A 23198-nucleotide genomic window follows, 5' to 3' on the forward strand; every position below is an offset into this window, starting at 1 on the left:
CCCGCACCCGCACCCGCGGGAATGCGCTCCGCGCCGCACCCCGCCCTGCGCGTCGCACCCCCGTCGCTCGTCGAGATGCAGCTCAGCGGGCCGCGAAGATCGACAATTCCCGCTGAGCTGCATCTCGGCGGGCCGAGGGGTGCGACGTCAGCCGAGGCAGCCCGGGCCGAGCAGGGCTTTCAGGTCGCCCATCAGGGCCGAGGTGTGGAGCACCTTCAGCGAGTCGTCCAGCTTGAGGGCGGTGACCTTCTTGCCGTAGACGAGCGACAGGTGCACCTCGGAGGTCCCCGGGTGGTGCGTCAGCACCTCCTTGAGCTTCGCGACCCGCTCGGGGGTGCACTGGTCGGTGCGCAGCGACACCCGGATCGGCAGACCGGCCTCCCCGGCCGCGGCGAGCTCGGGCACGGCGAGGTCGTTGGCGATCAGCGAGACGCGATCGTCCCGCTTGTTCACCCGCGCCTTGACCAGCACGATCGCGTCCTCCGCGACGTCCACCCCGACGACCTGGTAGGCCCGCGGGAAGAACAGCACCTCGATGCCGCCGGCGAGGTCCTCGATCTGCGCGGACGCCCAGGGCTCGCCGTTCTTGTTCACCCGGCGGTTCACGTTCGCGAGGATCCCGCCGACGGTGACCTGCGCGCCCTCGGGCACGGTGCCTTCGACGATGTCGGCGATCGAGGTGTCGGCCTTCGCGGCGAGCGCCTGCTCCAGGCCCTGCAGCGGGTGGCCGGACACGTAGAGCCCGAGCATCTCGCGCTCGACGGCCAGCTTGTGCTTGGAGTCCCACTCCTCGTCGGGGACCTTCACGTCGAAGATCCCGCCCAGCTCGTCACCGCCGTCGCCACCGGAGCCGTCCATCGACCCGAAGAGGTCGAACTGGCCCATCGACGCGGCCTTCTTGGTGCTCATCACCGCGTCGATCGCGTCGGCGTGCACCAGCAGCAGGCCCTTGCGGGAGTGCCCGAGCGAGTCGAACGCGCCGGCCTTGATCAGCGACTCGACGACCTTCTTGTTGCAGACGACCGCGTCGACCTTGCGCAGGAAGTCGGAGAAGTCGACGAAGTTCCCCTTCTCCCGGCGTGCCGCGACGATCGCGTCGACCACGTTGTGCCCGACGTTGCGGATACCGCCCAGGCCGAACCGGATGTCGTCGCCGACCGGGGCGAAGTTGCGCACCGAGTCGTTGACGTCCGGCGGGAGAACGGTGATGCCCATCCGCCGGCACTCGGCCAGGTAGACGGCGGCCTTGTCCTTGTCGTCGCGGACCGAGGTGAGCACCGCGGCCATGTACTCGGCCGGGTAGTTCGCCTTGAGGTACGCCGTCCAGTACGAGACCACGCCGTACGCGGCGGAGTGCGCGCGGTTGAACGCGTAGTCGGAGAACGGGAGCAGAATGTCCCAGAGCGTCTTGACGGCGTTCTCGGAGTAGCCGTTCTCCTTCATCCCGCCGGCGAAGGTGACGTACTCCTTGTCCAGGATCTCCTTCTTCTTCTTGCCCATCGCCCGGCGGAGCAGGTCCGCCTGACCCAGCGAGTACCCGGCGAGCACCTGGGCGATCGACATGACCTGTTCCTGGTAGACGATCAGGCCGAACGTCTCGCCGAGGACCTCCTTGAGCGGCTCCGCCAGCTCCGGGTGGATCGGCGTGACCTCCTGCCGCCCGTTCTTGCGGTCGGCGTAGTCGTTGTGCGCGTTCGCGCCCATCGGGCCGGGGCGGTACAGCGCGCCGACCGCGGAGATGTGCTCGAACTCGCTGGGCGCCATCCGGCGCAGCAGGTCCCGCATGGGGCCGCCGTCCAGCTGGAAGACACCGAGCGTGTCGCCGCGGGAGAGCAGCTCGTAGGTCTTCGGGTCGTCGAGCTCGAGATGGTCGAGATCGACCGCGGGCTTGCCGTTGAGCTCGATGTTCTCCAGGGCATCGTCGAGGATCGTGAGGTTGCGCAGCCCCAGGAAGTCCATCTTGAGGAGACCGATGGTCTCGCAGACACCCATGTCGAACTGGGTGATGATGGCGCCGTCGGACTCCCGGCGCTGGATCGGGATGACGTCGATCAGCGGCGTCGACGACATGATGACGCCGGCCGCGTGCACGCCCCACTGGCGCTTCAGGCCCTCCAGGCCCCGCGCGGTGTCGATGATCTCCTTGACCTGCGGGTCCGCCTCGTACAGCGCACGGACCTCGGTGGCCTCGGAGTAGCGCTTGTGCGACGGGTCGAAGATCCCGGACAGCGGGATGTCCTTGCCCATGACGGCGGGCGGCATCGCCTTGGAGATCCGGTCGGCGACCGAGTAGCCGGGCTGGCCGAACAGCACCCGCGCCGAGTCCTTGATCGCGGCCTTCGCCTTGATCGTGGAGTAGGTGATGATCTGGGCGATCCGGTCCTCGCCGTACTTCTCGGTGGTGTACCGGATCATCTCGCCGCGCCGGCGCTCGTCGAAGTCCATGTCGATGTCGGGCATGGAGACGCGGTCCGGGTTCAGGAACCGCTCGAAGATCAGCTTGTGCCGGATCGGGTCGAGATCGGTGATCCCGAGGACGTAGGCGACCAGCGACCCGGCGGCCGAGCCGCGGCCGGGGCCGCAGCGGATGCCGACCGACTTGGCGTGCTGGATGAGATCCGCGGTCACCAGGAAGTAGCCGGGGTAGCCCATCTTGATGATGACGCCGACCTCGTAGTTGGCCTGCTGCCGGTACCGCTCGGTGACGCCGTTCGGGAACCGCATGTGCAGCCCCCGCTCGACCTCCTTGATCAGCCAGGACTCCTCGGTCTCCCCCTCGGGCACCGGGGCCTTGGGCTGCAGGTCCTGCCCCGTGGTGAAGTCGATGTTGCAGCGCTCGGCGACGAGCAGCGTGTTGTCGCAGGCCTCCGGGTGGATCGGGTCCCACAGCGCGCGCATCTCGTGCGCGGGCTTGAGGTAGAAATCCTGCGCGTCGAACTTGAAGCGGTTCGGGTCGGCGAGGGTCTTCCCGGTCTGGACGCACAGCAGCACCTCGTGCGCCTTCGTGTCGTCCGGGTAGGTGTAGTGCAGGTCGTTGGTGGCCAGGCCGGGCAGGTCGAGCTTGTCCTTGAGCCGGAACAGGTCCTCCTGGACCCGCTTCTCGATCTCGATGCCGTGGTCCATCAGCTCCAGGAAGAAGTTGTCCTTCCCGAAGATGTCCCGGTAGTCGCTCGCCGCCTGGCAGGCGCCGTCGAAGTCGTTCTGCTGGAGCAGCCGCGCGACCTCGCCGGACGGGCAGCCGGTCGTCGCGATGAGCCCCTTGCCGTACTGCTCCAGCAGCTCACGGTCCATACGCGGCTTGTAGTAGTACCCCTCGAGGCTGGCCAGCGACGAGAGCCGGAAGAGGTTGTGCATCCCCTCCGTGTTCTCGGCGAGCAGCGTCATGTGGGTGTACATGAGGTCGGGGTTGTTGTCGGCGGCCGCCGGATTGCTCCCGCCCAGCGCCGTGCGCTTGCGCTCGTGCCGGGAGCCGGGCGCGAGGTAGCCCTCCATGCCGATGATCGGCTTGATGTCGTGCGCCTTGGCCTTGCGCCAGAACTCGAAGGCGCCGTAGACGTTGCCGTGGTCGGTCATCGCGATCGCCGGCATCTCGTACTTGGCGGCCTCGGAGAACAGGTCGTCGAGCCGGGCGGCGCCGTCGAGCATCGAGAACTCGGTGTGGGTGTGCAGATGGACGAAGGAGCCCGTTCCGGATGTGCCGCCGGCCATGTGTCTTCCGCGCTCCTCTCCCGCGCCCTGGGGTGACGCGGTGCTCCCCGTGCCGCACGCTGCGCACCTGCCGGGGCGCACCGTGCCGTGACCACTCACCCACCGGCCCCGACGGCCGGCAGCGCGCCGGACGACCCCCTGTCGCGGCTCCTGGCGGGGGCCACGAGGGTGCCGGTGGGACTCCTGCGCGGGGCCGGACCGACCGGATCGGTGAGGGCTTCAGACTAGCCGCGGGGTCCGACAGTTCCGGCGACCGCGGGGGTCCCCCGCGGCCCCCGGTGCATCGGTCCTGCTCACCGGTGCCGGTCCGGTGGCGACGGCGTGTCGGGGTCCGGCGGGCGGCCCGCCGGCCGCGCACCCCGGGCCCGGCGCGGGGGCCGACCCGGCGCGCCGCGCGGCCGATGGGACCGGCGCGACGACGCCGCCCCGAACCGGGCCGGACGACCTGCGTCCGACCGGCCCGCAGGCCCCCTCCGGGGGTTACGCTCCCCCGACGATGGATCATCACACGGCACGCGGCCGGGAACCCAGGTCCGACAGCCCACCCGACCACGAGCGCCGGACGGTGGTGTTCGATCTCGGCGAGGTGCTGGTCCCCTCGCAGGGCCTGGAGCGGCGGCTGGCCGCCGAGCTCGGCGTCCCCGAGCCGGAGCTGCGGGTGGCCTACCGGGCGCACCGGCGCCGGCACGACCTGGGTGATCCGCCGCACCGCTACTGGTCGGCGGTGTTCGCCGATCTCGGCCTCCCGCCGGATCCGGACCGGATGGACGCCGCCGAGCGGCTCGACGTGACGTTCTGGTCGGCGCTGCCGCCGAGGTCGTCGATGCTGCTGGCCGATCTCGCCCGGGCGAAGGTGCGGCTGGCGGTGCTGTCCAACGCCCCCCGCGGGCTGGCCGCCGCGGTCCGGGCCGCGGCCTGGAGCGGCCCGTTCGACCGCATGCTGTTCTCCGCCGACGTCGGGCTGGTCAAGCCGTCGCAGGATGTCTACCGGCGGGCCGACGTCGAGTTCCGGACGGTCCCCGAGCAGGTCGTGTTCTTCGACGACCGGGTGGACAACGTCCGGGCGGCGGTCGCGCACGGCTGGGACGCGCACCTGTGGCGCGGCGCCGCCGCGGCGGTCCGCCTGCTGCGCGACCGCGGCGTGCTCGGCTGATCCGGGCTCACCCGGCGGGCACCGGGCCGTCGTCGGGCGGCGGGGTCGCCGCCGTCGTCTGCTCGGGCAGCAGCGGGGACAGCGCCAGCTGTGCCGCGCTGGAGCGCTGCGGCGCCGCGTGCACCGCGCGCACCCCGGCGGTGCCGGCGAGCGCCTCCAGCGCGTCCCGGTCGGCGGTGACCACCAGCCCGATGACGCAGGCGCAGTCCGGCGCGGCGAGCATCCGCTGCTCGGCGGCGGCGATCGCGGCCCGCCGGGTGAGCAGCGCGCCGGTCTCCGGGTCGGCCGCCGGGTCGGCCGCCCGCTCGGCCCGCTCGCGGTCGGCCTCGGCGCGGAACGCCGCCTGCTCCCGGGCGACGCCGAGCGCCGCCGCGGGGTCACCGGTCCCGGTCACGTGCTCGAACCGCAGCGCCGTCTGCACCCGCTCCAGCGGCACCCGGAACACGACGGTCCCGACCGGCGACGTCCCGGCGAGCGCCGCCGCGTCCGGCACGTCCAGCGGGCGGTCGAACTGGACCAGCGCCGGCACCGGCATCCCCTCGGGCGGCAGCTGCCCGGGCAGCGAGGCGAGGTACTCGCCGACGTCCTGGCCGGGTTCGGGGCCGAGCCGGATCGAGCCGGTCGAGGTGCCCGCCGGGACGGGCGGGCCGGACCCGGCCACCCACAGCGTGCCGAGCAGCACCACGCCCATCAGCGCGACGACCACCCACAGGCCGCGCGTGCTCAGCCCGGTCACGGGTCCCGCAGTGCCTCGAGCGCCGCGGCCAGGTCGTCCGGGTAGGGGCTGGTGAACTCGACGTGGCGGCCGTCCGCCGGATGCTCGAAGCCGAGCGTCCTGGCGTGCAGCCACTGCCGGCTCAGCCCGACCCGCTTGGCCAGCGTCGGATCCGCACCGTAGGTGAGGTCGCCGACGCAGGGATGGCGGAGCGCGGAGAAGTGCACCCGGATCTGGTGCGTACGCCCGGTCTCCAGGTGCACGTCGAGCAGGCTGGCCGAGCGGAACGCCTCGATCGTGTCGTAGTGGGTGATGCTCGGCTTGCCGCTCTGCATGACGGCGAACCGGTAGTCGTGCCGCGGGTGCCGGTCGATCGGCGCGTCGATGGTGCCCGACGACGGATCGGGATGTCCCTGGACGACGGCGTGGTAGCGCTTGTCGACGGTGCGCTCCTTGAACGCCCGCTTCAGCGCCGTGTACGCGTGCTCGGAGGTGGCGACCACCATGACGCCGGTGGTGCCGACGTCGAGCCGGTGCACGATCCCCTGGCGCTCGGCGGCGCCGGAGGTGGACAGCCGGAACCCGAGCGCCGCGAGGCCGCTGGTGACGGTCGGCCCGGTCCAGCCCGGCGACGGGTGCGCGGCGACGCCGACCGGCTTGTCGACGACGACGATGTCGTCGTCGGAGTGCAGCACGGTCAGCCCGGCGACGACCTCGGCCGGGCCGGCGATGACCGGCTCGGCGGTCTCGACGTCGGGCAGCTCGATCTCCAGCCACGCCCCGCCGAGCAGCCGATCGGACTTGCCGGCGACGCTGCCGTCGACCTGGATCCGGCCGGACTCGGCCAGCCCGGCGACGACCGTGCGGGACAGGCCCAGCAGCCGGGAGAGGCCGGAGTCGATGCGCATGCCGTCGAGGCCGTCAGGGACGGGCATGCTCCGCAGGTCACCCACGGCTCAGCCACCCACCCGTCCGTCGATCTCCACCCCGCGCAGCGCCATCAGCACCAGCAGGATCCCGCCGCAGGCGATGCCGGAGTCGGCGATGTTGAACACCGGGAAGACGCTGCCGTCCGGCGCGAACACGGCGAACATGTCGACGACGTGCCCGCGCATCGGGCCGGGCGAGCGGAAGAACCGGTCGACCAGGTTGCCCAGCGCGCCGCCCAGGACCAGTCCGAGCCCGATCGCCCAGCCGATGGAGACCAGCCTGCGGGCGATCCGGATGATCACCCCGACGACGACGACAGCGACGATCGTCAGCACCCAGGTGTACCCGGTGGCCATCGACCAGGCGGCGCCCGGGTTGCGCAGCAGCGTCAGGTAGAACAAGCCGTCGATCACGGTGACCGGGTCGCGGTCCTCCAGCGTCGCGACGGCGGCGATCTTGGTGGCCAGGTCGAGGGCGAGCACCACGCCGGCGATCCCGGCCAGCAGGAACACCCCGCGCCGCCGTAGCGCGGGATCGACGGGTGCCTCGCCGGCGGCGGGATCGGAACTCACCCCCCGAGTATGACGAGCGCCGGCGGCGCACGTTCCGGCGGTCCGGTCCGGCGGTCGCCGACTCAGGGCGACCAGACGATCGTGACGGCGTCGGTGCGCCGCGGCGGCACCGTCGCCAGCGCGGACTCGACCTCCGCGAGCCGGGACGCGGGCAGGCACAGCCGGCGGGCCACCCAGCCCGCGTCGTGCGGGAGCCGCCGGTCCCGGGTCCAGTGCCGCACCTCCGGCGCGACGCCGAGCTCCTCGCGCAGCACCGCGACGGCGTCGTCGGCGGTGGCGCTCGGCGGGCGGTCCAGGTCGTGGAAGTGCCGCCACAGCGGGTCCAGCCAGGCCATCGGGTGCTCGGGCAGCATCTCGACCACCACGCCGCCCGCCGGGCCGCGGGCGGCGGCGTGCAGGGCGGCGAGGAACGGCGGGAGATCGACGACGTTGTGCAGCACGTGATGGCAGACGACGACGTCGTGCCGGTCGGCGTCGGCGGCGACCTCCGGCCAGGAGCCCTGCACGGTGCCGTACGGGATCCCGCGCTCGTGGGCCGTCGCGGCGAACACGGCGAGCATGTCGGCCTGCCGGTCGACGCCGACCACCCGCGCCACCGGCGACGGATCGGGCCGGACGACGGCGAACGCGGCGTCACCGCCGCCGCAGCCGACGTCGAGCACCGACGCGCCGGCGCAGCTCCAGGCCGCGGCACGTTCGGCGAGCGCCCGGGCCGCGGCCCGGGACGGGGTGTCGGCGGGCTCGGCGGGCGGCGCGAAGTCGGCCGCGCGGTGCGTCCACGGATCGGCGGGGGCGGCGCGCCGGATGTGCTCCGGGATCCCCCGTCCGGACTGGAGTTCCCGCCACCGATCCGCTGCCGCGCCCACCCGGCGAGCCTACGGGGGCGCCGGGCCGGGTGACCGGCCCGGCACCCCGGGGTTCAGGCGCGCTCGACCCGCGCGCGCAGCTCGACGGCGGACCCGTCCGGGCCGACCACCTGCCCGGCCGAGGCCCCGTCGGCCACAGCGCCGTAGGCCACCGCGGTCGCGAGCACCTCCCCGCCGACGAACGACTCGTGCGTGCGGACCGCGTCCAGCACCACGTCCGGCCCGTCCAGGGTCAGCGCGATCCGGTCGGCCACCGCCAGCCCGGCGTCCCGGCGGGCCTGCTGCACGACCCGGACGACGTCGCGCGCGGTGCCCTCGGCCGCCAGCTCAGGGGTGACGGTCGTGTCGAGCACGACCAGCCCGCTGTTCCCCGGCAGCGCGACGGTGTGCGCCGGGTCGGCGGCGACCAGCCGCTCGGTGAACTCGCCGTCCTGCAGGGTGATCCCGGCGGCGACGACGGTGTCCAGGCCGCCGTCGGTCTCCCGGCTCCACTCCCCCGCCTTCACCGCGCGGATGCACTTCTGCACGTCGGCGCCCAGCCGCGGGCCGGCGACCCGGGCGTTCACCGCGATCTCGAAGCGTCCGTGCTCCGCGACGTCCTCGGTGAGCTCGACCGTGCGGACGTTCACCTCGTCGCGCAGCAGGGCGATGAACGGCTCCAGGTCCGCGGCGTCGGCGGCGGCGACGGTGAGCCCGGGCAGCGGCTGGCGCACCCGGACCTTCGCCGACTTGCGCAGCGACAGCGCCGCCGACGCGACCTGCCGGATCCGGTCCATCCCGGCGACCAGCTCGGCGTCGTGCGGCAGCCCGGCCCCCGCCGCGGCCGTCCCGGGCAGCGCCGGGTCGGACCCGCCCGGCCAGTCGGCGAGGTGCACCGAGCGGCCGCCGGTGAGGCCGCGCCAGATCGCCTCCGCGGTCAGCGGCAGCAGCGGCGCCGCAACCCGGCAGGTCACCTCCAGCACGGTGTGCAGGGTGTCGACGGCGTCCCGCCGGACGGCCTCGGCGTCGGCCGATCCGGTCGCCCAGAACCGCTCCCGGGAGCGCCGGACGTACCAGTTGGTCAGCGTCTCGGCGTGCTCCCGGATCCGCTCGCAGGCGCCCGCGATGTCGTAGGCGTCCATCGCCGCGGTGACGCCGTCGACCAGGTCCGCGGTCTTGGCCAGCACGTACCGGTCGAGCACGTGCTGGCTGTCGATGCGGAACGTCCCGCGCTGCCCGCCGGCGTAGAGCGACAGGAAGTACCAGCTGTTCCACAGCGGCAGGATCGCCTGCCGGACGCCCTCCCGGATGCCCTGCTCGGTGACGATCAGGTTCCCGCCGCGCAGGATCGGCGACGCCATGAGGAACCACCGCATGGCGTCCGAGCCGTCCCGGTCGAAGACCTCGTTGACGTCCGGGTAGTTCTTGCGCGACTTGGACATCTTCGCACCGTCGTCGCCGAGCACGATGCCGTGCGCCGAGCAGTTGCGGAACGCGGGCCGGTCGAACAGGGCGGTGGCGAGCACGTGCAGCGTGTAGAACCAGCCGCGGGTCTGGCCGTTGTACTCGACGATGAAGTCGCCCGGGTAGTGGTGCTCGAACCAGTCGGCGTTCGCGAACGGGTAGTGCACCTGGGCGAACGGCATCGAGCCGGACTCGAACCAGCAGTCCAGCACCTCCGGGACCCGGCGCATGGTGCTCACGCCCGTCGGGTCGTCCGGGTTGGGCCGGGTCAGCTCGTCGACGTACGGGCGGTGCAGGTCGGTCGGGCGCACGCCGAAGTCGCGCTCCAGCTCGTCGAGCGAGCCGTAGACGTCGGTCCGCGGGTAGCGCGGGTCGTCGGACTGCCACACCGGGATCGGGCTGCCCCAGTACCGGTTGCGGGAGATCCCCCAGTCGCGGGCGCCCTCCAGCCACTTCCCGAACTGGCCGTCGCGCACGTGCGCGGGCGTCCAGTCGATCTGCTGGTTGAGCTCGACCATCCGGTCCCGGAACTGGGTGACCCGGACGAACCAGGAGTCGACGGCACGCTGGATCAGCGCGTTACCGCAGCGCCAGCAGTGCGGGTACGGGTGGTCGTAGGTCTCGTGCCGCAGCAGCACGCCGCCGACGTGCTCGGACGTGCGCTCCTTCAGGTCCCGGATGATCTGCGGGTTCGCGTCGAACACCTGCATGCCGGCGTACGGCGGGACCTCGGTGGTGAACTCGCCGCGGGAGTCGACCGGGTTGACGACCTCGATGCCGGCCGCGTCGGTGACCTCCTTGTCCTCCTCACCGAAGGCGGGGGCGATGTGCACGAGCCCGGTGCCGTCCTCGGTGGTGACGTAGTCGGCGGCCAGCACCCGGTGCGCGTTCTCCCGGCCGGTGAAGAAGTCGAACGGCGGGGTGTAGGCGGCGCCGAGCATGTCGGAGCCCTTCAGCACGGTGACGACGTGCGGGTCCTCGCCCAGCTCGCGGGCGTAGGCGGCGACGCGGGCCTGCGCGAGCACCCAGCGCTCCCCGTTCGCCTGCACGACCGCGTAGTCGACGTCCGGGTGCACCGCGACGGCCAGGTTCGACGGCAGCGTCCACGGGGTGGTCGTCCAGACCAGGGCGAGCGCGCCGTCGAGGTCCGCGCAGCCTGAGTCGGACAGCCGCAGCCCGACGGTGACGGCCGGGTCCTGCCGGTCGAGGTAGACGTCGTCCATCTTGGTCTCGGTGGCGCTCAGCGGCGTCTCGCAGCGCCAGCAGTACCAGAGCACCCGGAAGCCCGAGTAGACCAAGCCCTTGTCCCACAACGACTTGAACGCCCACATGACGGACTCCATGTAGTCCAGGTCGAGCGTCTTGTAGTCGTTGTCGAAGTCGACCCAGCGGGCCTGGCGGGTGACGTAGTCGCGCCACTCGCCGGTGTAGCGGAGCACCGAGGTGCGGCACGCCTCGTTGAAGGCGGCGACGCCCATCTCCTCGATCTCGGACTTGTGCTTGATGCCGAGCTGGTTCTCGGTCTCGACCTCGGCGGGCAGGCCGTGGGTGTCCCAGCCGAAGCGGCGCTCGACCCGGTTGCCGCGCATGGTGCGGTAGCGCGGGACGACGTCCTTGACGTAGCCGGTGAGCAGGTGGCCGTAGTGCGGCAGGCCGTTGGCGAACGGCGGGCCGTCGTAGAAGACGTACTCGCACGAGCCGTTCTCCCCGGCCGGGCGCTGCTCGACGGACGCGCGGAACGTGTCGTCGGCCTCCCAGGACGCCAGGACGTCGCGCTCCAGCGCAGGGAACGTGGGATGTGCGGGAACCTCGGGGTAACCGGTGTCGCTCATGGCGCTCCTCGTGCGAATGTCGGTTCGCACGGGGACGACGACGGCCCGTGGAGGCCGTGCCGCGGTACCACCCCGCTTGCGCACCCTGGCTCGCGTGCGCCTCTCGTTCGACGGCGATGACGGGCCGCACCCGTCCGGTTCTACTCCGGCCCGCGCAGGACGGGCCGTTTCTTCCGGAGGCTCCCCGGTGATGGCCGGATCGGTGCCTGTGGAACCAGAGTAGCGCGGGCGGGCACCCGGTTATTCCACAGCCCGGCGAAGCGGGCTCATTCACACAGCCCGGCGAAGCGGGCTCATTCACACAGCCCGGCGAAGCGGGGGCCGGCTAGCGGACCTGGGCCGGGTGCCGCTCGCCGAGCGAGCGGTTCGGCGAGCACCAGCCACACGGGGTGAACCCGAGCTCGACGGCCTCGCTGACCGGGAGCGGGATCACCGGCCTGCCGGGCAGCGCCCGGCAGGTCTGCACGTGGTAGCGCGGGTGCTCGTCGATCACCAGCACCTCGTCCGGGAGTCGGGCCACCAGGCCCGCCAGGGTCGGGTCGCGCGGCTCCTCGGGGGCCTCGCCGGCGATCGGCTGCTGCTCCGACGCGGCGCCCACGTCGGACGGCGGCCGCCCGGCATCGGCCCCGGCGGCTCCGTTCTCGACACCGCCGGCGCGGGTATCGGCCCCACCGGAGCGGGAGTCGGCCCCGCCGGCTCCGCTGTCGGCACCAGCCGCGCCGGCTGCACCGGCAGCGCCTGCGGCCAGGCCCGCGCCGCCCGCGGCCTGCGCCGCGGTGGTGCGTCCGGCGGATCCCGCCGGTACCGCTGTGCCGCCGAGCGGCACAGCGGTGGTCGCGGACTCCACCGATCCTGCGCCGGCCGCCCGGGCTGCGGCAGTCCGGTCCGGCGTGTCGCCCGGCCCACCGGCAGCGCCGGGAGCCGATCCGGCAGTCCCGGAACCTGGTCCGCCGGCGCCGGGAGCCGATCCGGTGACCCCGGTGGCCGTGGTCCGGGCGGCGTCACCGGCACCCGGCGCGCCCGCCGGGGCCGAACCGGAGCCGAAGCCCGGGTCGTCGGCTCCGCCGCCGGCGGCGGAGCCGGTCCCGGCGGCCGTCGTCGTGTCGCGCCGGCTCACCCCAGCGGAGCCGGCCGGCGACCGGTCGGAGCCGTGCGGCGGGACCGCATCCCGGGGATCGGCCTGCGCCGCCCCCGTCGTGCCCGGGGCCCGGGCGTCCCCGGGCGGGCCGTCGGGACGTGCCGGGTCGCCGCCACGACCCGTGTCGTCCCGATCGGCCGGCCCGGAGCCGTCCTGGGGGTTCGGGGCCTTCGAAACCCCCCGGGCATCCGAAGCAGCCGGAGCGTCGGGCGTCGTCGGCACCCGGGCCGCAGTCGTCGCCGCGGCCGCGGACTCGTCCGGCGACCCGGCCGGGTGTCCGCCGGACGACGTGTCGCCGTCCGCAGCCGCCCCGTCCGTCACTGAGCGTGATGAAGAACCACCCGATCGGGAAACGGCGGGCGGTCCCTCCTCAGAGCCGGACGGCCGGATCACCGGGATCTGGATGGTCGCATCCGACGCGTTGGCCGCGTCCGGAACTCCACCCGCGGCCCCCGGCAGGCCGGCACCGGCCCGGCCGGGGCCACCCGTCTCCGGCCGGACGACAGGCAGGATCTGGGTGGCGGGTTCCATGTCCGGGCCCTGGTGCCGGGGCGGACCGGGCCGCTCCGGGGTCGGTCCGGCATCGGCGCTCTCCGACCGGTCCCCGGCCCGTACGGCGGACCGGGTCTGCCACCAGTCGTAGAGCAGCACCAGACCGGCGATCAGGCAGACCCCGACCGACGTCCAGAACAGCGCAACGACCTGCAGGAACCATCCGGCAAGCCAGAGCGCCAGCGCGATCGCTACCAGCACCAGCACCAGCATCAACATCGGCGAACTCCGTCGGTCGGCAGTGGCACCCGGCCGCTACCCCATCGTCGTCGGGCATCCCGGCGCGCATTGCTCGCGCGCCGGGCGTCAGCTCCCGGTGTCGGCCCGCTGGCCGTATCCGGAGGCGGCGTAGCCACCGTTCGAACCGGAGCGGTTCGCGTTGCCGGAGTTGTCCGTCGGCGCCGCAGACCCGCGGCCCTCCAGGTCGCGCAGCTGCGACTCCAGATAGGTCTTGAGCCGGGTGCGGTACTCGCGCTCGAAGGTGCGCAGCTCGTCGATCTTCTTCTCCAGCACGGACTTGTCCCGCTGGATCGCGCCCATGATCTCGTTCTGCTTGCGCTCGGCATCGCTGACCAGGCCGGACGCCTTGTCACGCGACTGACGCTCGAGCGTCTCGGAACGGGTACGGGCGTCGTTGAGCATGGTCTCGGCACGCGAGCGCGCGTCGTTGACCAGGCCGTCGGCCTTGGTACGGGCGTCGGAGAGGAGCTGCTCGGACTTGGTCCGCGCATCCGACAGCATCGTGTCGGCCTCGTTCTTCGCCTCGGCCGTCAGCCGGTCGGCCATCTCCTGGGCCAGGCCCAGGACCTTGGCCGCCTGCACGTGATGGTCCCCGCCCTCGGCGTCGGCGGATCCCCCCACTCCGGCGAGCTGGGGCGCGGGGGCTCCGCCACCACGTCCCATCGGCGACGGCGACGCCTGCAGCGCCTGCGTCTGTGCCGGGGCCTGCTGGTTGCGGGCCTCGTCCAGGTCGGCCTCGGCATCGCCGAGGCGCTGCTCGAGCTGTGCGACCTGGTCTCGGAGGTCGTCGTTCTCCCCGATCAGCCGGGCCAGTTCGGCCTCGACCAGATCGAGGAAGGCGTCGACCTCGTCCTCGTTGTACCCCCGCTTCCCGATCGGGGGTTTGCTGAACGCGACGTTGTGAACGTCGGCGGGCGTCAGCGGCATCGGATCACCTCATGCGGTCCTCGGCGGCACTCCCGGGTGACTGGGGCTCAACCCAGGAGCTGTGATCTGACGGCGCTCATCGAGATGAACACCACCAGCAACAGCACCATAATCGACAGGTCCAGTCCTACGCCTCCGATACGGACCACGGGGATCACTCTCCGCAGCAACTTGACCGGAGGGTCGGTCGCGGTGAAGACGACCTCGAGCGCCACCGCGGGGGCTCCGGCCGGTCGCCACTGACGCGCGAAGGACCGGACCATCTCGACGACGATCCGGGCCGCGAGCAGCAGCCAGAAGAAGAACAGGACGTAATAGATCAGGAAGCCGATGGCGGTGGACACGCGTCAATCCTGTCGGAAAGCTCCGCGCTCGGCGAGCCTCCGCGCGTCGTCGGCGGACACCTCGACGTCCGCCGGGGTGAGAAGGAACACCCGGTCGGTAACCTTGTCGATCGATCCGCGCAGCGCGAACGCAAGGCCGGCGGCGAAGTCCACCAGGCGTTTCGCGGCCGCGCCGTCCAGATCGGTGAGGTTCATGATGACCGGCACACCGTCCCGGTAGCGCTCGCCGATCGTGCGCGCCTCGTTGTAGCTGCGCGGGTGCAGCGTCGTGATCGAGGCCGGCGCGACGGCCGTCCGGTCGCGCTGCTCGGGCACCGCCGAGGGCGCGGGCGCCGACGCGACGGGTGTCGGCCGTTCCTCGCGCTGATGTTCCCGAGAGGGGCTCCGGAACGCGTCCGGATCCATCGCGAGCGACCCGCGGACGGCCGCTCCGGCGGCCCCGCCGATCGGCGAGACCCGCCCGAGGTGATCACCGGGCTCCCGCTCACCGCGCGGATCCGGCCGCACACCGCGCGCCGGACGGGGGGTGTCCCGCGCCGTGCGGGGTCCCCAGCCGTCGTCGAAGCCCGCGGCGGGCTCGTATCGTTCGTCGTCGTAACCGTCCTGGTCGGCGAACCGACCCGCACCGGTCGCCCAGCGGTCGCCGCGACCGCTCGAGGAGTGCTCGTGGGCCGCCCGGTAGTGGGCCGGCTCGTCCACGTAGTCCATCTCGTCGGCCGGGACCATGCCGAAGTACGCCTTCAGCCGGTACATCGCGCTCATCCGCTGTCCCCTCGCAGTACTGCTCGACTCCGTACGCGCTCACCTCGCGCGCGCACCCGCGTTCTGGCGACGGTCTCGCCGATGGCCTCGTACCCGCACCGACCAGCGATTACTCCGAGGTTATCCGCCGGTCCCCCACAAGGGCCGTACCGACACGCACCACTGTCGAACCGTGATCGACCGCGATCTCCAGGTCCCCGCTCATCCCGGCGGACAGGGTGCGGGCCGCCGGATGCCGCTCCCGGACCCGGCCGGCCGCGGCGGCGATCGCGGCGAACGACGCACCGGCCTCCCGGCCGAGCGGCGCGACCGCCATCAGGCCGGCGAGCTCCAGGCCGGGCAGCTCCGCGACCAGGTCGGCCAGCTCGTCGAGCCCGTCGCCGGGCACGCCACCGCGGGCCGGATCGCCGTCCACGCTGTACTGGACGAGCACCGGCAGCGGGGCGTCCCGCTCCCCGCCCCCGCGCAGCCGGCCGACCTCGCGGTCGATCGCCCGGGCCAGTCGTGGCGAGTCGACGGACTGGATGCAGGTCACCCACGGGAGCACCGTGCGCACCTTGTTCCGCTGCAGGCCACCGACGAAGTGCCATCGCGGCTCCGCGCCGGGCCGGGCGGCCGAGACGTCGGCGACCTTGGCCGCCAGCTCCTGGGCCCGGTTCTCGGCGAACTCGGCGAGCCCGAGGTCGATCAGGGTCGCGACGTCGGCCGGGGGCACCGTCTTGGTCACCGCGAGCAGGGAGACCTCGGCCGGATCACGGCCGGCGGACCGGCAGGCCGCCGCCAGGCGGGCGCGGACCGCGGCGAGGCGTTCGGTCAGCTCGGCGGTGCGTTCGGGGGTGTCGGGATCGGCCACGCCGATCATCGTGCCGCGCGGGCGGTGGTGCTGCGAGGGTCGCGCACGTCACGCGGGTCGAGCCAGGTGATCGCGGCCTGCCGGCCGCACCGGCCCTCCCGGCGGTGGCTGTACAGGTCGGGATCCTCGATGGTGCAGCGCGGGTCGGTGCCGACCTGGGTCACGCCGAGATCGGCGAGCCTGCGGGCCAGCCCGGCCCGCAGGTCCAGCCCGGCGGTGCCGGTCCGGGTGGTCGACGCGCTGCCGGGCAGCGCGGCCTCCACCTCGTCGCGCATCGCGGGCGGCACCTCGTAGCACCGGCCGCACACCGCGGGCCCGAGCAGCACCTCGAGCCGCTCGACGGCGGCCCCGAGCCCGGTCATCCGGTCGATCACCGCGTCGAGCACGCCGGACGCAGCACCCACCCGGCCGGCGTGTGCCGCCCCGACCACCCCGGCGACCGGGTCGCCGAGCAGCACCGGGACGCAGTCCGCAGCCAGGACCGCGATGCCGAGCAACGGGACGTCGGTGACGACGGCGTCCACATCGGGCACATCCGGCGCGACCCCGCCGGTGCCCGGGCGGGCCCGCGGCGCCTCCCGGAGGACGGCGACGTCGCGGCCGTGCACCTGACGCAGGAACACCAGCCCGGTCAGGCCCAGCTCACGGACGATCCGGGCCCGGTTGGCGGTCACCGCCGCCGGGTCGTCGCCGACGCCTAGCGAGAGATTGAACCGGGAGTACGGGCCGGCCGACCGGCCGCCCGCCCTCGTCGTGGTGACCCGGCGGACGCGGACCGGCGGCGAGTCGGCCTGCGTCATCGGTCAGCGCCGCATGAACGGCGGGACGTCCACCTCGTCCTCGACCGGATCGGCCGGGCGGGCCGCCGGGGCGGAACCGTTGCCGGTGGCGGTCGGCGCCGGATGGTGCTCGGTGCCGGCCGGGGACTCCGCACGCAGGTCCGGCTGCCGCGGCGCGGGCGCGGTGGGCTGCGCGGGCGGCAGCACGCCGGTCCGCTCCGGCGACGACGGCACCGAGGCCGGCAGGTCCGGCGTGGTGGCCTGCGCGCTTCCGGCACCCGAGCCGTACCCGGTCGGGTTGTTCTGCTGCGGTGCCTGCTGTGCGGGCTGGGCCTGCTGCGCCGGCTGGGACTGGGACTGGGACTGGGACTGGCCCGCACCGGCCGCCGGCTCGGACGCCTTCTGGGTGCCGCGGCTGAACACGGCCGGTTCCAGCTTCTTGTGGGTCGGGGTCCCGCCCTCGAAGCCGGCCGCTATCACGGTGACCCGCACCTCGTCGCCGAGCGAGTCGTCGATCACGGTGCCGAAGATGATGTTGGCCTCGGGGTGCGCCGCCTCCTGGACCAGCGACGCCGCCTCGTGGATCTCGAACAGACCCAGGTCGGAGCCGCCCGCAATGGACAGCAGCACGCCCTGCGCACCGTCCATCGACGCCTCGAGCAGCGGGGAGTTGATGGCCTTCTCGGCGGCCTGCACCGCCCGGCCCTCACCGCGCGCGGACCCTATTCCCATCAGCGCCGAACCCGCGCCGGACATCACCGACTTGACGTCGGCGAAGTCCAGGTTTATCAGGCCCGGGGTGGTGATCAGGTTGGTGATCCCCTGCACGCCGGAGAGCAGCACCTCGTCGGCGGAGCGGAAGGCGTCCATCAGCGAGACGCCGACGTCGCCGAGCTGCAGCAGCCGGTCGTTCGGGATGACGATCAGGGTGTCGCACTCGTTGCGGAGCGCCTGGATGCCGTCCTCGGCCTGGCCGGCGCGACGGCGGCCCTCGAAGGTGAACGGGCGGGTGACGACGCCGATCGTCAAGGCGCCGAGCTTGCGGGCTATCGAGGCGACGACCGGTGCACCACCGGTGCCGGTGCCGCCGCCCTCGCCCGCGGTGACGAAGACCATGTCGGCCCCCTTGAGGACCTCCTCGATCTCCTCGGCGTGGTCCTCGGCGGCCTTGCCGCCGACATCGGGGTTCGCGCCGGCGCCGAGCCCACGGGTGAGCTCGCGGCCGATGTCGAGCTTCACGTCGGCGTCCGACATCAGGAGGGCCTGGGCGTCGGTGTTCACCGCGATGAACTCGACCCCCTTGAGGCCGACCTCGATCATGCGGTTGACGGCGTTCACGCCGCCGCCACCGATGCCGACGACCTTGATCACGGCCAGGTAGTTGTGCGGGGGCGTCATGCGCGGCACCTTCCAGTCGCTCGGGGGGTCCGGTCCAGCTCCGGGTGCCCCGGGCCTTCGGGCGAAACGCTAGGTCGCTTCCCCGGCCCGGGTCCAGCAGGCGCGCCGCGCGCCGACAACACCCCGCCCGGGTGGTTCACCGTTCCGGTCACGTGAAACGCGCTCAGTCGCCGGCCGGTGACCCTACGCCGACCCCGCCCTCGGTACGGAAGGGATCGCGCCGAGGTTGGCCCGCACGGGCCCGGCGGCCGGGGTCCGGCCGGGCGTGGCGCGAGGGCCGTTCGGGTGGCATCGCGGCACGTTCGTGCGCGGGCCGGTTCACCGGCGGACCGTGACCAGGGCCGGGCTGGACACGTCGTAGACCGAGCCCTCCCGTTCGAGCAGCGGCCCGAGCACCTCGGCCCGCTGCGCGGTGGCGGCAGTGTCCGACCACGGTCCCCACAGCACCCGCCTGCCCTCGGTCAGTCCCAGCTCGAAGGTGCTCCCGCCGGCCCCGAGGGACAGCGTCTCCACCTGGCCGCGCACCGGTTCCGGGAGGGCGCGCAGGGCGCCGACGGCGGCCAGGGTCGCCGGGTCCTCCGGGCCGACGGACGGCAGCTGCAGCCGGGGCAGCCGCAGGTCCGGCGGTGCCTTCCGGTAGACGAAGCCGGTCACGTCGACGAGCTGCAGCCCGTCCTGGGTCTCGACGAGCGCGGCCGGGGTGCGTTCGGTCACGGTCACCGACAGTGTGTCCGGCCAGATCCGGCCGACGTCGACGCTCGCGACGCCGGGGATCGCCGACACCCGCGCGGCGACGGCGCCGGTGTCGACCGCGGCGAGCGGGACACCGGTGCCGACGTCGGCGGCGGCCTCGACGTCGTGCACCGGGATCTGCCGGGTGCCGCTCACCTCGACCGCGGACACCGGCGGCCCGAAGCTGCCGAGCGCCCACCAGACCGCGGCGGAGAGCCCGATCAGCACCACCAGCACGGTGGCCGCCAGCGCGACCAGGCGCCGGCGGCGGTGCCGCGGGTCGGCGGCGCGCTCCCGCGCGGCCGTCCGTGCCGCCGTCCGTGCCGCCGTCCGTGCGGCAGTCCGTTCGCGGGCCGTCCCGCCGGTGTCCCGGGGGGCGGCGCGGTCAGCGGTCCCCCGGCCGGCGCGGCCCGGGTCGCGGGTCCCGGCGGCGTCCGGGGTGGCGGCGTCGTCGTCGGTCTGCACGGCGGTGGCCGGGCGCGCCGAGTCCCGCTCGCCGGCCCGGTCGGCCCGGCGCGGCCGCCCGGTCTCCCCGGTGTCCGCCGAGCCTGCGGACCGCTCGGCCGCGCGGCGTTCCCGGATCCGGCGGGCCCGCTCGGCCGCCTGCCGTTCCTGCTCCGGGGTGCGACGTGCGGTGCCGCCGGGCCCGGTGCGTGCGCCGGTCTCGTCGCCCCTGCTCATCGCGCCCCCTCGGCGGTCGTCGGTGCCGGGTGCGCCCGGCATCCGGTCATTCCCGGTCGCCCCCGGCGAGCTCGCGCAGGATCTCCGGGCCGAGCGCCGTGACGTCCCCGGCCCCCATCGTGATCACGGTGTCGCCGTCGACGGCGAGCGCGGCGACAGCCGCCGGCGTCTGCTCCCACGACGGGGCGCGGTGCACCCGCTCGGCGGGCAGCCGCACCTCGTCGGTGATCAGCGCCGGACCGACCCCGGGTTCGGGGTCCTCCCGGGCACCGTAGACGTCGAGCACCACGACCTCGTCCGCGAGCGACAGCGACTCGCCGAACTCGCGCGCGAACAGCCGGGTCCGGGAGTAGAGGTGCGGCTGGAAGGCGACGAGCACCCGGCCGCGCCTGCCGTGCACGGTCGGTGCGGACTCGCGAGCGGCGCGCAGGGTCGCCGCGACCTCGGTGGGGTGGTGGGCGTAGTCGTCGTAGACGGAGACGCCGCGGACCCGGCCCTTGAACTCGTACCGGCGCTGCACCCCGCCGAACCCGGCGAGCCCGTCGAGCAGGGTCTCCGGGTCGGCGCCGGTCTCCCCCGCGGCCAGGTAGGCGCCGAGCGCGTTGAGCGCCATGTGCTCGCCGGGCACGCTCAGCCGCAGCTCCCGCTCGGCGCCGCCGTGCCGGAACAGCGACCGCGAGCCGGTTCCGTCGGGGGTGAAGTCGAGCAGCCGGGCGTCCAGCGCCCCCGGTGCGGACCGGCCGTAGCGCAGCACCCGGATCCCGGCCCGCTCGGCGGCGGCGGCGACCGTCTCGGCGCCGGGGTCGTCGGCGCAGGTGACCAGCACGGCGCCGGGCACCAGCCGGTCGAGGAACCGCTCGAACACCGCGTAGTAGGTCTGCGCGTCGCCGTGGTGGTCCAGGTGGTCCGGCTCGACGTTGGTGACGACCGCGACCGACGGTGCGAACGCGGTGAAGGAGCCGTCGCTCTCGTCGGCCTCGACGACGAACACCTCGCCGCTCCCGTGGTGCGCGCCGCTTCCGGAGATCGACAGGTCACCGCCGATCGCGAAGGACGGATCGGCGCCGGAGTGCTGCAGCGCGACGGTGACCATCGACGTCGTCGACGTCTTGCCGTGGGTCCCGGCGATCGCGATCAGCCTGCGGCCCTCGGTGAGCGCGGCGAGCGCGACCGCCCGGTGCACGACGGGCAGGCCCTGCTCGCGCGCGGCGGCGAGCTCGGGATTGGTCTCCCGGATGGCGGTGGAGACGACGACGGTCGGTGCGTCCTCGCCGTCGTGCCGCAGGTGGGCGGCGTCGTGGCCGACCTCGACCCGCGCACCGAGCGCGCGCAGCGCGGTGACGGTCCGGGACTCGCGGGCGTCGGAGCCGGACACCGCGGTCCCGCGGGCCAGCAGGATGCGGGCGATGCCGCTCATCCCGGCACCCCCGATGCCGATCAGGTGCACGTGCGTTCCGAGCGGGCTCGGGGTGTTCACCGGCGGGCCACCTCCATCACGATCCGGGCGAGCTTCTCGTCGGCCTCGCCGTGGCCGGCCGCCCTGGCCCGCCGACCCATGGCGAGCGCCAGGTCCGGGTCGGTGAGCATCGGCATCAGCTCGTCGACGGCGCGCGCGCCGCTCATCTCCTCGTCGGGCACCAGTTTGCCGCCGCCGGCCTGGACGACCGGGCGGGCGTTGAGCGCCTGTTCCCCGTTGCCGTGCGGGAGCGGGACGTACACGGCGGGCAGCCCGACCGCGGTCAGCTCGGCGACCGTCGTCATCCCGGACCGGCCGAGGACGACGTCGGCCGCGGCGTAGGCCAGGTCCATCCGCTCGATGTAGGGCGTCGGGAAGTAGCCGGGCCGCGGATCGGCCGGGGTCCCGTTGCGCCCGTAGGCGTGCAGCACCGAGATCCCGCGTTCGGTGAAGGCGGGCAGCGACTCGGCGATGGCGTCGTTGAGCGTGCGGGCGCCCTGCGAGCCGCCGAAGACCAGCAGCAGCGGAGCGTGCGGCGGCACGTTGAAGTAGGTGCGTGCCTCGGGCCGCAGCGCGGCGCGGTCGAGCGTGGTGATCGAACGGCGCAGCGGCATACCGACGACCTGCTCGTGTGCCAGCCCGGTGCCGGGTACGGCGGTGGCGACGGCGGCGGCGAACCGGGCACCGACCTTGTTCGCCAGCCCGGCGCGCGCGTTCGCCTCGTGCACGACGATCGGCACCCGGCCGCGGGCGCCGAGGTAGGCGGGCAGCGAGACGAACCCGCCGAAGCCGACGACGACGTCGGCCTGCACCGCGTCCAGCACCTCGCGGACCCGGCGGACCGCGCCCCGGACGTTGCCGGGCAGCTTCAGCAGGTCGGCGGTGGGCTTGCGGGGCAGCGGCACCGGCGGGATCAGCTCGAGCGGGTAGCCGCGGGCCGGGATGAGCTGGGTGTCCAGTCCCTTCTCGGTGCCGAGCGCGGTGACCCGGGCGCCGGGGACGAGCCTGCGGATCGCGTCGGCGACGGCCAGCGCCGGCTCGATGTGCCCGGCGGAGCCGCCGCCGGCGACGACCACGGACAGCGCGCCGGGCGCCGGGGGCTGGAGCTGCTCACCGGCGGGACGGGTGGTGGCGGGCGGGAAGGCACGGGCGCCCTCGGGGCCGCCGGCGTTGCCCGGGTTGTCCGGACTTCCGGGGTTGCCGGGGTGCCCCGGGTTGCCGGGATGACCGCCGCCGGGGGCTGCGGGGCCGGGGTTGCCCGGAGCCGCGGGGTTCCCCGGACCGCCGGGATGCCCCGGACCGGCCGGGCTGCCCGGTGCGCCGGGGGTGCCGGGCTCGGCGAGGCTCGCGGGCCGTCCCGCCGCCGGGCGGGCGTCGGGCCGGGCCGGGAACACCGGCTGGCCCGGGCCACCGTCCGCCGTGGCCTGGCCGAGCTGGGCAGGGCGGACCGGCTGGTCCGGAAGACCGGGCGCGACGCCCTGGCCCGGGTGCTGGGCGAAACCGCCCGGCTCCGGTGCACGGCCCGGCTCGGTCCGCCCGGCACCGGACGGGCCCTGCCGGGGCTGGCCGGCATCGGGACGGTTCGGAGCACCGCCCGGCCGCCCGCCGAACGGCGGCTGCGCACCGCCGGGCCGCTGGCCGCCCGGCGACGGCAGGGCACCGGGCGGCTGCGGGCCGCCGGGGGGCTGCGGGCCGCCACGCCGTGCCGCACCGTCGAAGGACTGCGGCATCCCGGCCGACCGACCGGGCTGCGCCGGGCCGCCCGGACGGTGCCCCACCGGGCCACCGGACGGCGGCTGCTGCCCGCCCGGGCGGGCGCCGGGTCCCGGGCCGGCCGGCGGGACGGCGCCGCGCGGACCGGACGCGGACAGCGCGGCACCACTCTGCGGGCCGGTCCCGGAGACGCCGCTCGGCCGGCCCTGGCGGGACGGCCCGTTGCCGGGGCGTCCCGCGCCGTGCTGGTCGCCCGCGGACGACCCGGCGACGTCGCGGCCGCCGGGGACCGGGTTACCAGCCGGCGGAGTGCCGGCGTCCTGCGGCGCACCGCTCGGCGGGGTCGCGACCGGGTCGTCGGGACGGGACGCGGGACCGTTCCCGGGATTCTGTGCAGGCTGCTG

17 protein-coding genes are annotated in these 23198 nt (G+C 74.2%); 1 reads left to right on the forward strand and 16 read right to left on the reverse strand.

Annotated elements, in window-relative coordinates:
- Window positions 1–147 precede the first annotated feature (147 nt).
- Window positions 148–3708 carry a DNA polymerase III subunit alpha gene (dnaE, locus tag ABZ881_RS04825; protein ID WP_358481856.1) on the reverse strand — a complete coding sequence of 1187 codons (3561 nt, stop codon included), beginning with the start codon at window positions 3706–3708 and terminating at the stop codon, window positions 148–150.
- A gap of 496 nt (window positions 3709–4204) precedes the next feature.
- Here dnaE and ABZ881_RS04830 point away from each other — a divergent pair, with 496 nt between their 5' ends.
- Window positions 4205–4861 carry an HAD-IA family hydrolase gene (locus tag ABZ881_RS04830; RefSeq protein ID WP_358481858.1) on the forward strand — a complete coding sequence of 219 codons (657 nt, stop codon included), beginning with the start codon at window positions 4205–4207 and terminating at the stop codon, window positions 4859–4861.
- Between the two features lie 7 nt (window positions 4862–4868).
- Here the strand turns inward: ABZ881_RS04830 and ABZ881_RS04835 are convergent, their stop codons facing one another.
- The 15 genes from ABZ881_RS04835 to ABZ881_RS04905 all read right to left on the reverse strand — a co-directional run bounded on the left by ABZ881_RS04835 (window position 4869) and on the right by ABZ881_RS04905 (window position 22163).
- Window positions 4869–5597 (reverse strand): hypothetical protein, encoded by a 729-nt coding sequence (locus ABZ881_RS04835; RefSeq protein ID WP_358481860.1) that lies wholly within the window; start codon window positions 5595–5597, stop codon window positions 4869–4871.
- Window positions 5594–6511: an RluA family pseudouridine synthase gene (locus tag ABZ881_RS04840; RefSeq protein ID WP_344018864.1), complete on the reverse strand. Its 918-nt coding sequence runs from the start codon at window positions 6509–6511 to the stop codon at window positions 5594–5596. The genes ABZ881_RS04835 and ABZ881_RS04840 overlap by 4 nt, the downstream gene beginning before the upstream one ends.
- 21 nt (window positions 6512–6532) lie before the next feature.
- Window positions 6533–7078 (reverse strand): signal peptidase II, encoded by a 546-nt coding sequence (gene lspA, locus ABZ881_RS04845; protein ID WP_358481862.1) that lies wholly within the window; start codon window positions 7076–7078, stop codon window positions 6533–6535.
- A 62-nt stretch (window positions 7079–7140) separates the two neighbouring features.
- On the reverse strand, window positions 7141–7944 hold the full coding sequence (locus tag ABZ881_RS04850) for a class I SAM-dependent methyltransferase (protein WP_358481864.1): 804 nt from the start codon (window positions 7942–7944) through the stop codon (window positions 7141–7143).
- 53 nt (window positions 7945–7997) lie between these two features.
- On the reverse strand, window positions 7998–11219 hold the full coding sequence (gene ileS, locus ABZ881_RS04855) for an isoleucine--tRNA ligase (protein WP_358481865.1): 3222 nt from the start codon (window positions 11217–11219) through the stop codon (window positions 7998–8000).
- A 325-nt stretch (window positions 11220–11544) separates the two neighbouring features.
- Window positions 11545–13128: a hypothetical protein gene (locus ABZ881_RS04860; RefSeq protein WP_358481867.1), complete on the reverse strand. Its 1584-nt coding sequence runs from the start codon at window positions 13126–13128 to the stop codon at window positions 11545–11547.
- Between the two features lie 87 nt (window positions 13129–13215).
- Window positions 13216–14076 (reverse strand): DivIVA domain-containing protein, encoded by an 861-nt coding sequence (locus tag ABZ881_RS04865; protein WP_358481869.1) that lies wholly within the window; start codon window positions 14074–14076, stop codon window positions 13216–13218.
- 47 nt (window positions 14077–14123) lie between these two features.
- Window positions 14124–14420 carry a YggT family protein gene (locus ABZ881_RS04870; RefSeq protein ID WP_085914995.1) on the reverse strand — a complete coding sequence of 99 codons (297 nt, stop codon included), beginning with the start codon at window positions 14418–14420 and terminating at the stop codon, window positions 14124–14126.
- Window positions 14421–14423: 3 nt separating this feature from the next.
- Entirely contained in the window at window positions 14424–15182 is a 759-nt protein-coding gene (gene sepF / locus ABZ881_RS04875; RefSeq protein WP_358481870.1) for a cell division protein SepF, read from the reverse strand.
- Between the two features lie 109 nt (window positions 15183–15291).
- On the reverse strand, window positions 15292–16035 hold the full coding sequence (locus ABZ881_RS04880; RefSeq protein WP_358481871.1) for a YggS family pyridoxal phosphate-dependent enzyme: 744 nt from the start codon (window positions 16033–16035) through the stop codon (window positions 15292–15294).
- Between the two features lie 5 nt (window positions 16036–16040).
- Window positions 16041–16835: a peptidoglycan editing factor PgeF gene (gene pgeF, locus ABZ881_RS04885; RefSeq protein ID WP_358481872.1), complete on the reverse strand. Its 795-nt coding sequence runs from the start codon at window positions 16833–16835 to the stop codon at window positions 16041–16043.
- A 3-nt stretch (window positions 16836–16838) separates the two neighbouring features.
- Window positions 16839–18212, reverse strand: coding sequence for a cell division protein FtsZ (gene ftsZ / locus ABZ881_RS04890; RefSeq protein WP_358481873.1), 1374 nt, complete (start codon window positions 18210–18212; stop codon window positions 16839–16841).
- Between the two features lie 318 nt (window positions 18213–18530).
- Complete coding sequence (locus tag ABZ881_RS04895) at window positions 18531–19625, reverse strand: FtsQ-type POTRA domain-containing protein (RefSeq protein ID WP_358481875.1); 1095 nt, start codon at window positions 19623–19625, stop codon at window positions 18531–18533.
- Between the two features lie 46 nt (window positions 19626–19671).
- Window positions 19672–21102 carry a UDP-N-acetylmuramate--L-alanine ligase gene (gene murC, locus ABZ881_RS04900; protein WP_358481877.1) on the reverse strand — a complete coding sequence of 477 codons (1431 nt, stop codon included), beginning with the start codon at window positions 21100–21102 and terminating at the stop codon, window positions 19672–19674.
- On the reverse strand, window positions 21099–22163 hold the full coding sequence (locus ABZ881_RS04905; RefSeq protein ID WP_358482100.1) for a UDP-N-acetylglucosamine--N-acetylmuramyl-(pentapeptide) pyrophosphoryl-undecaprenol N-acetylglucosamine transferase: 1065 nt from the start codon (window positions 22161–22163) through the stop codon (window positions 21099–21101). The genes murC and ABZ881_RS04905 overlap by 4 nt, the downstream gene beginning before the upstream one ends.
- Window positions 22164–23198 lie beyond the last annotated feature (1035 nt).

It is taken from the genome of Pseudonocardia sp. NPDC046786, assembly GCF_040645415.1.
Taxonomy (GTDB): domain Bacteria; phylum Actinomycetota; class Actinomycetes; order Mycobacteriales; family Pseudonocardiaceae; genus Pseudonocardia; species Pseudonocardia kongjuensis.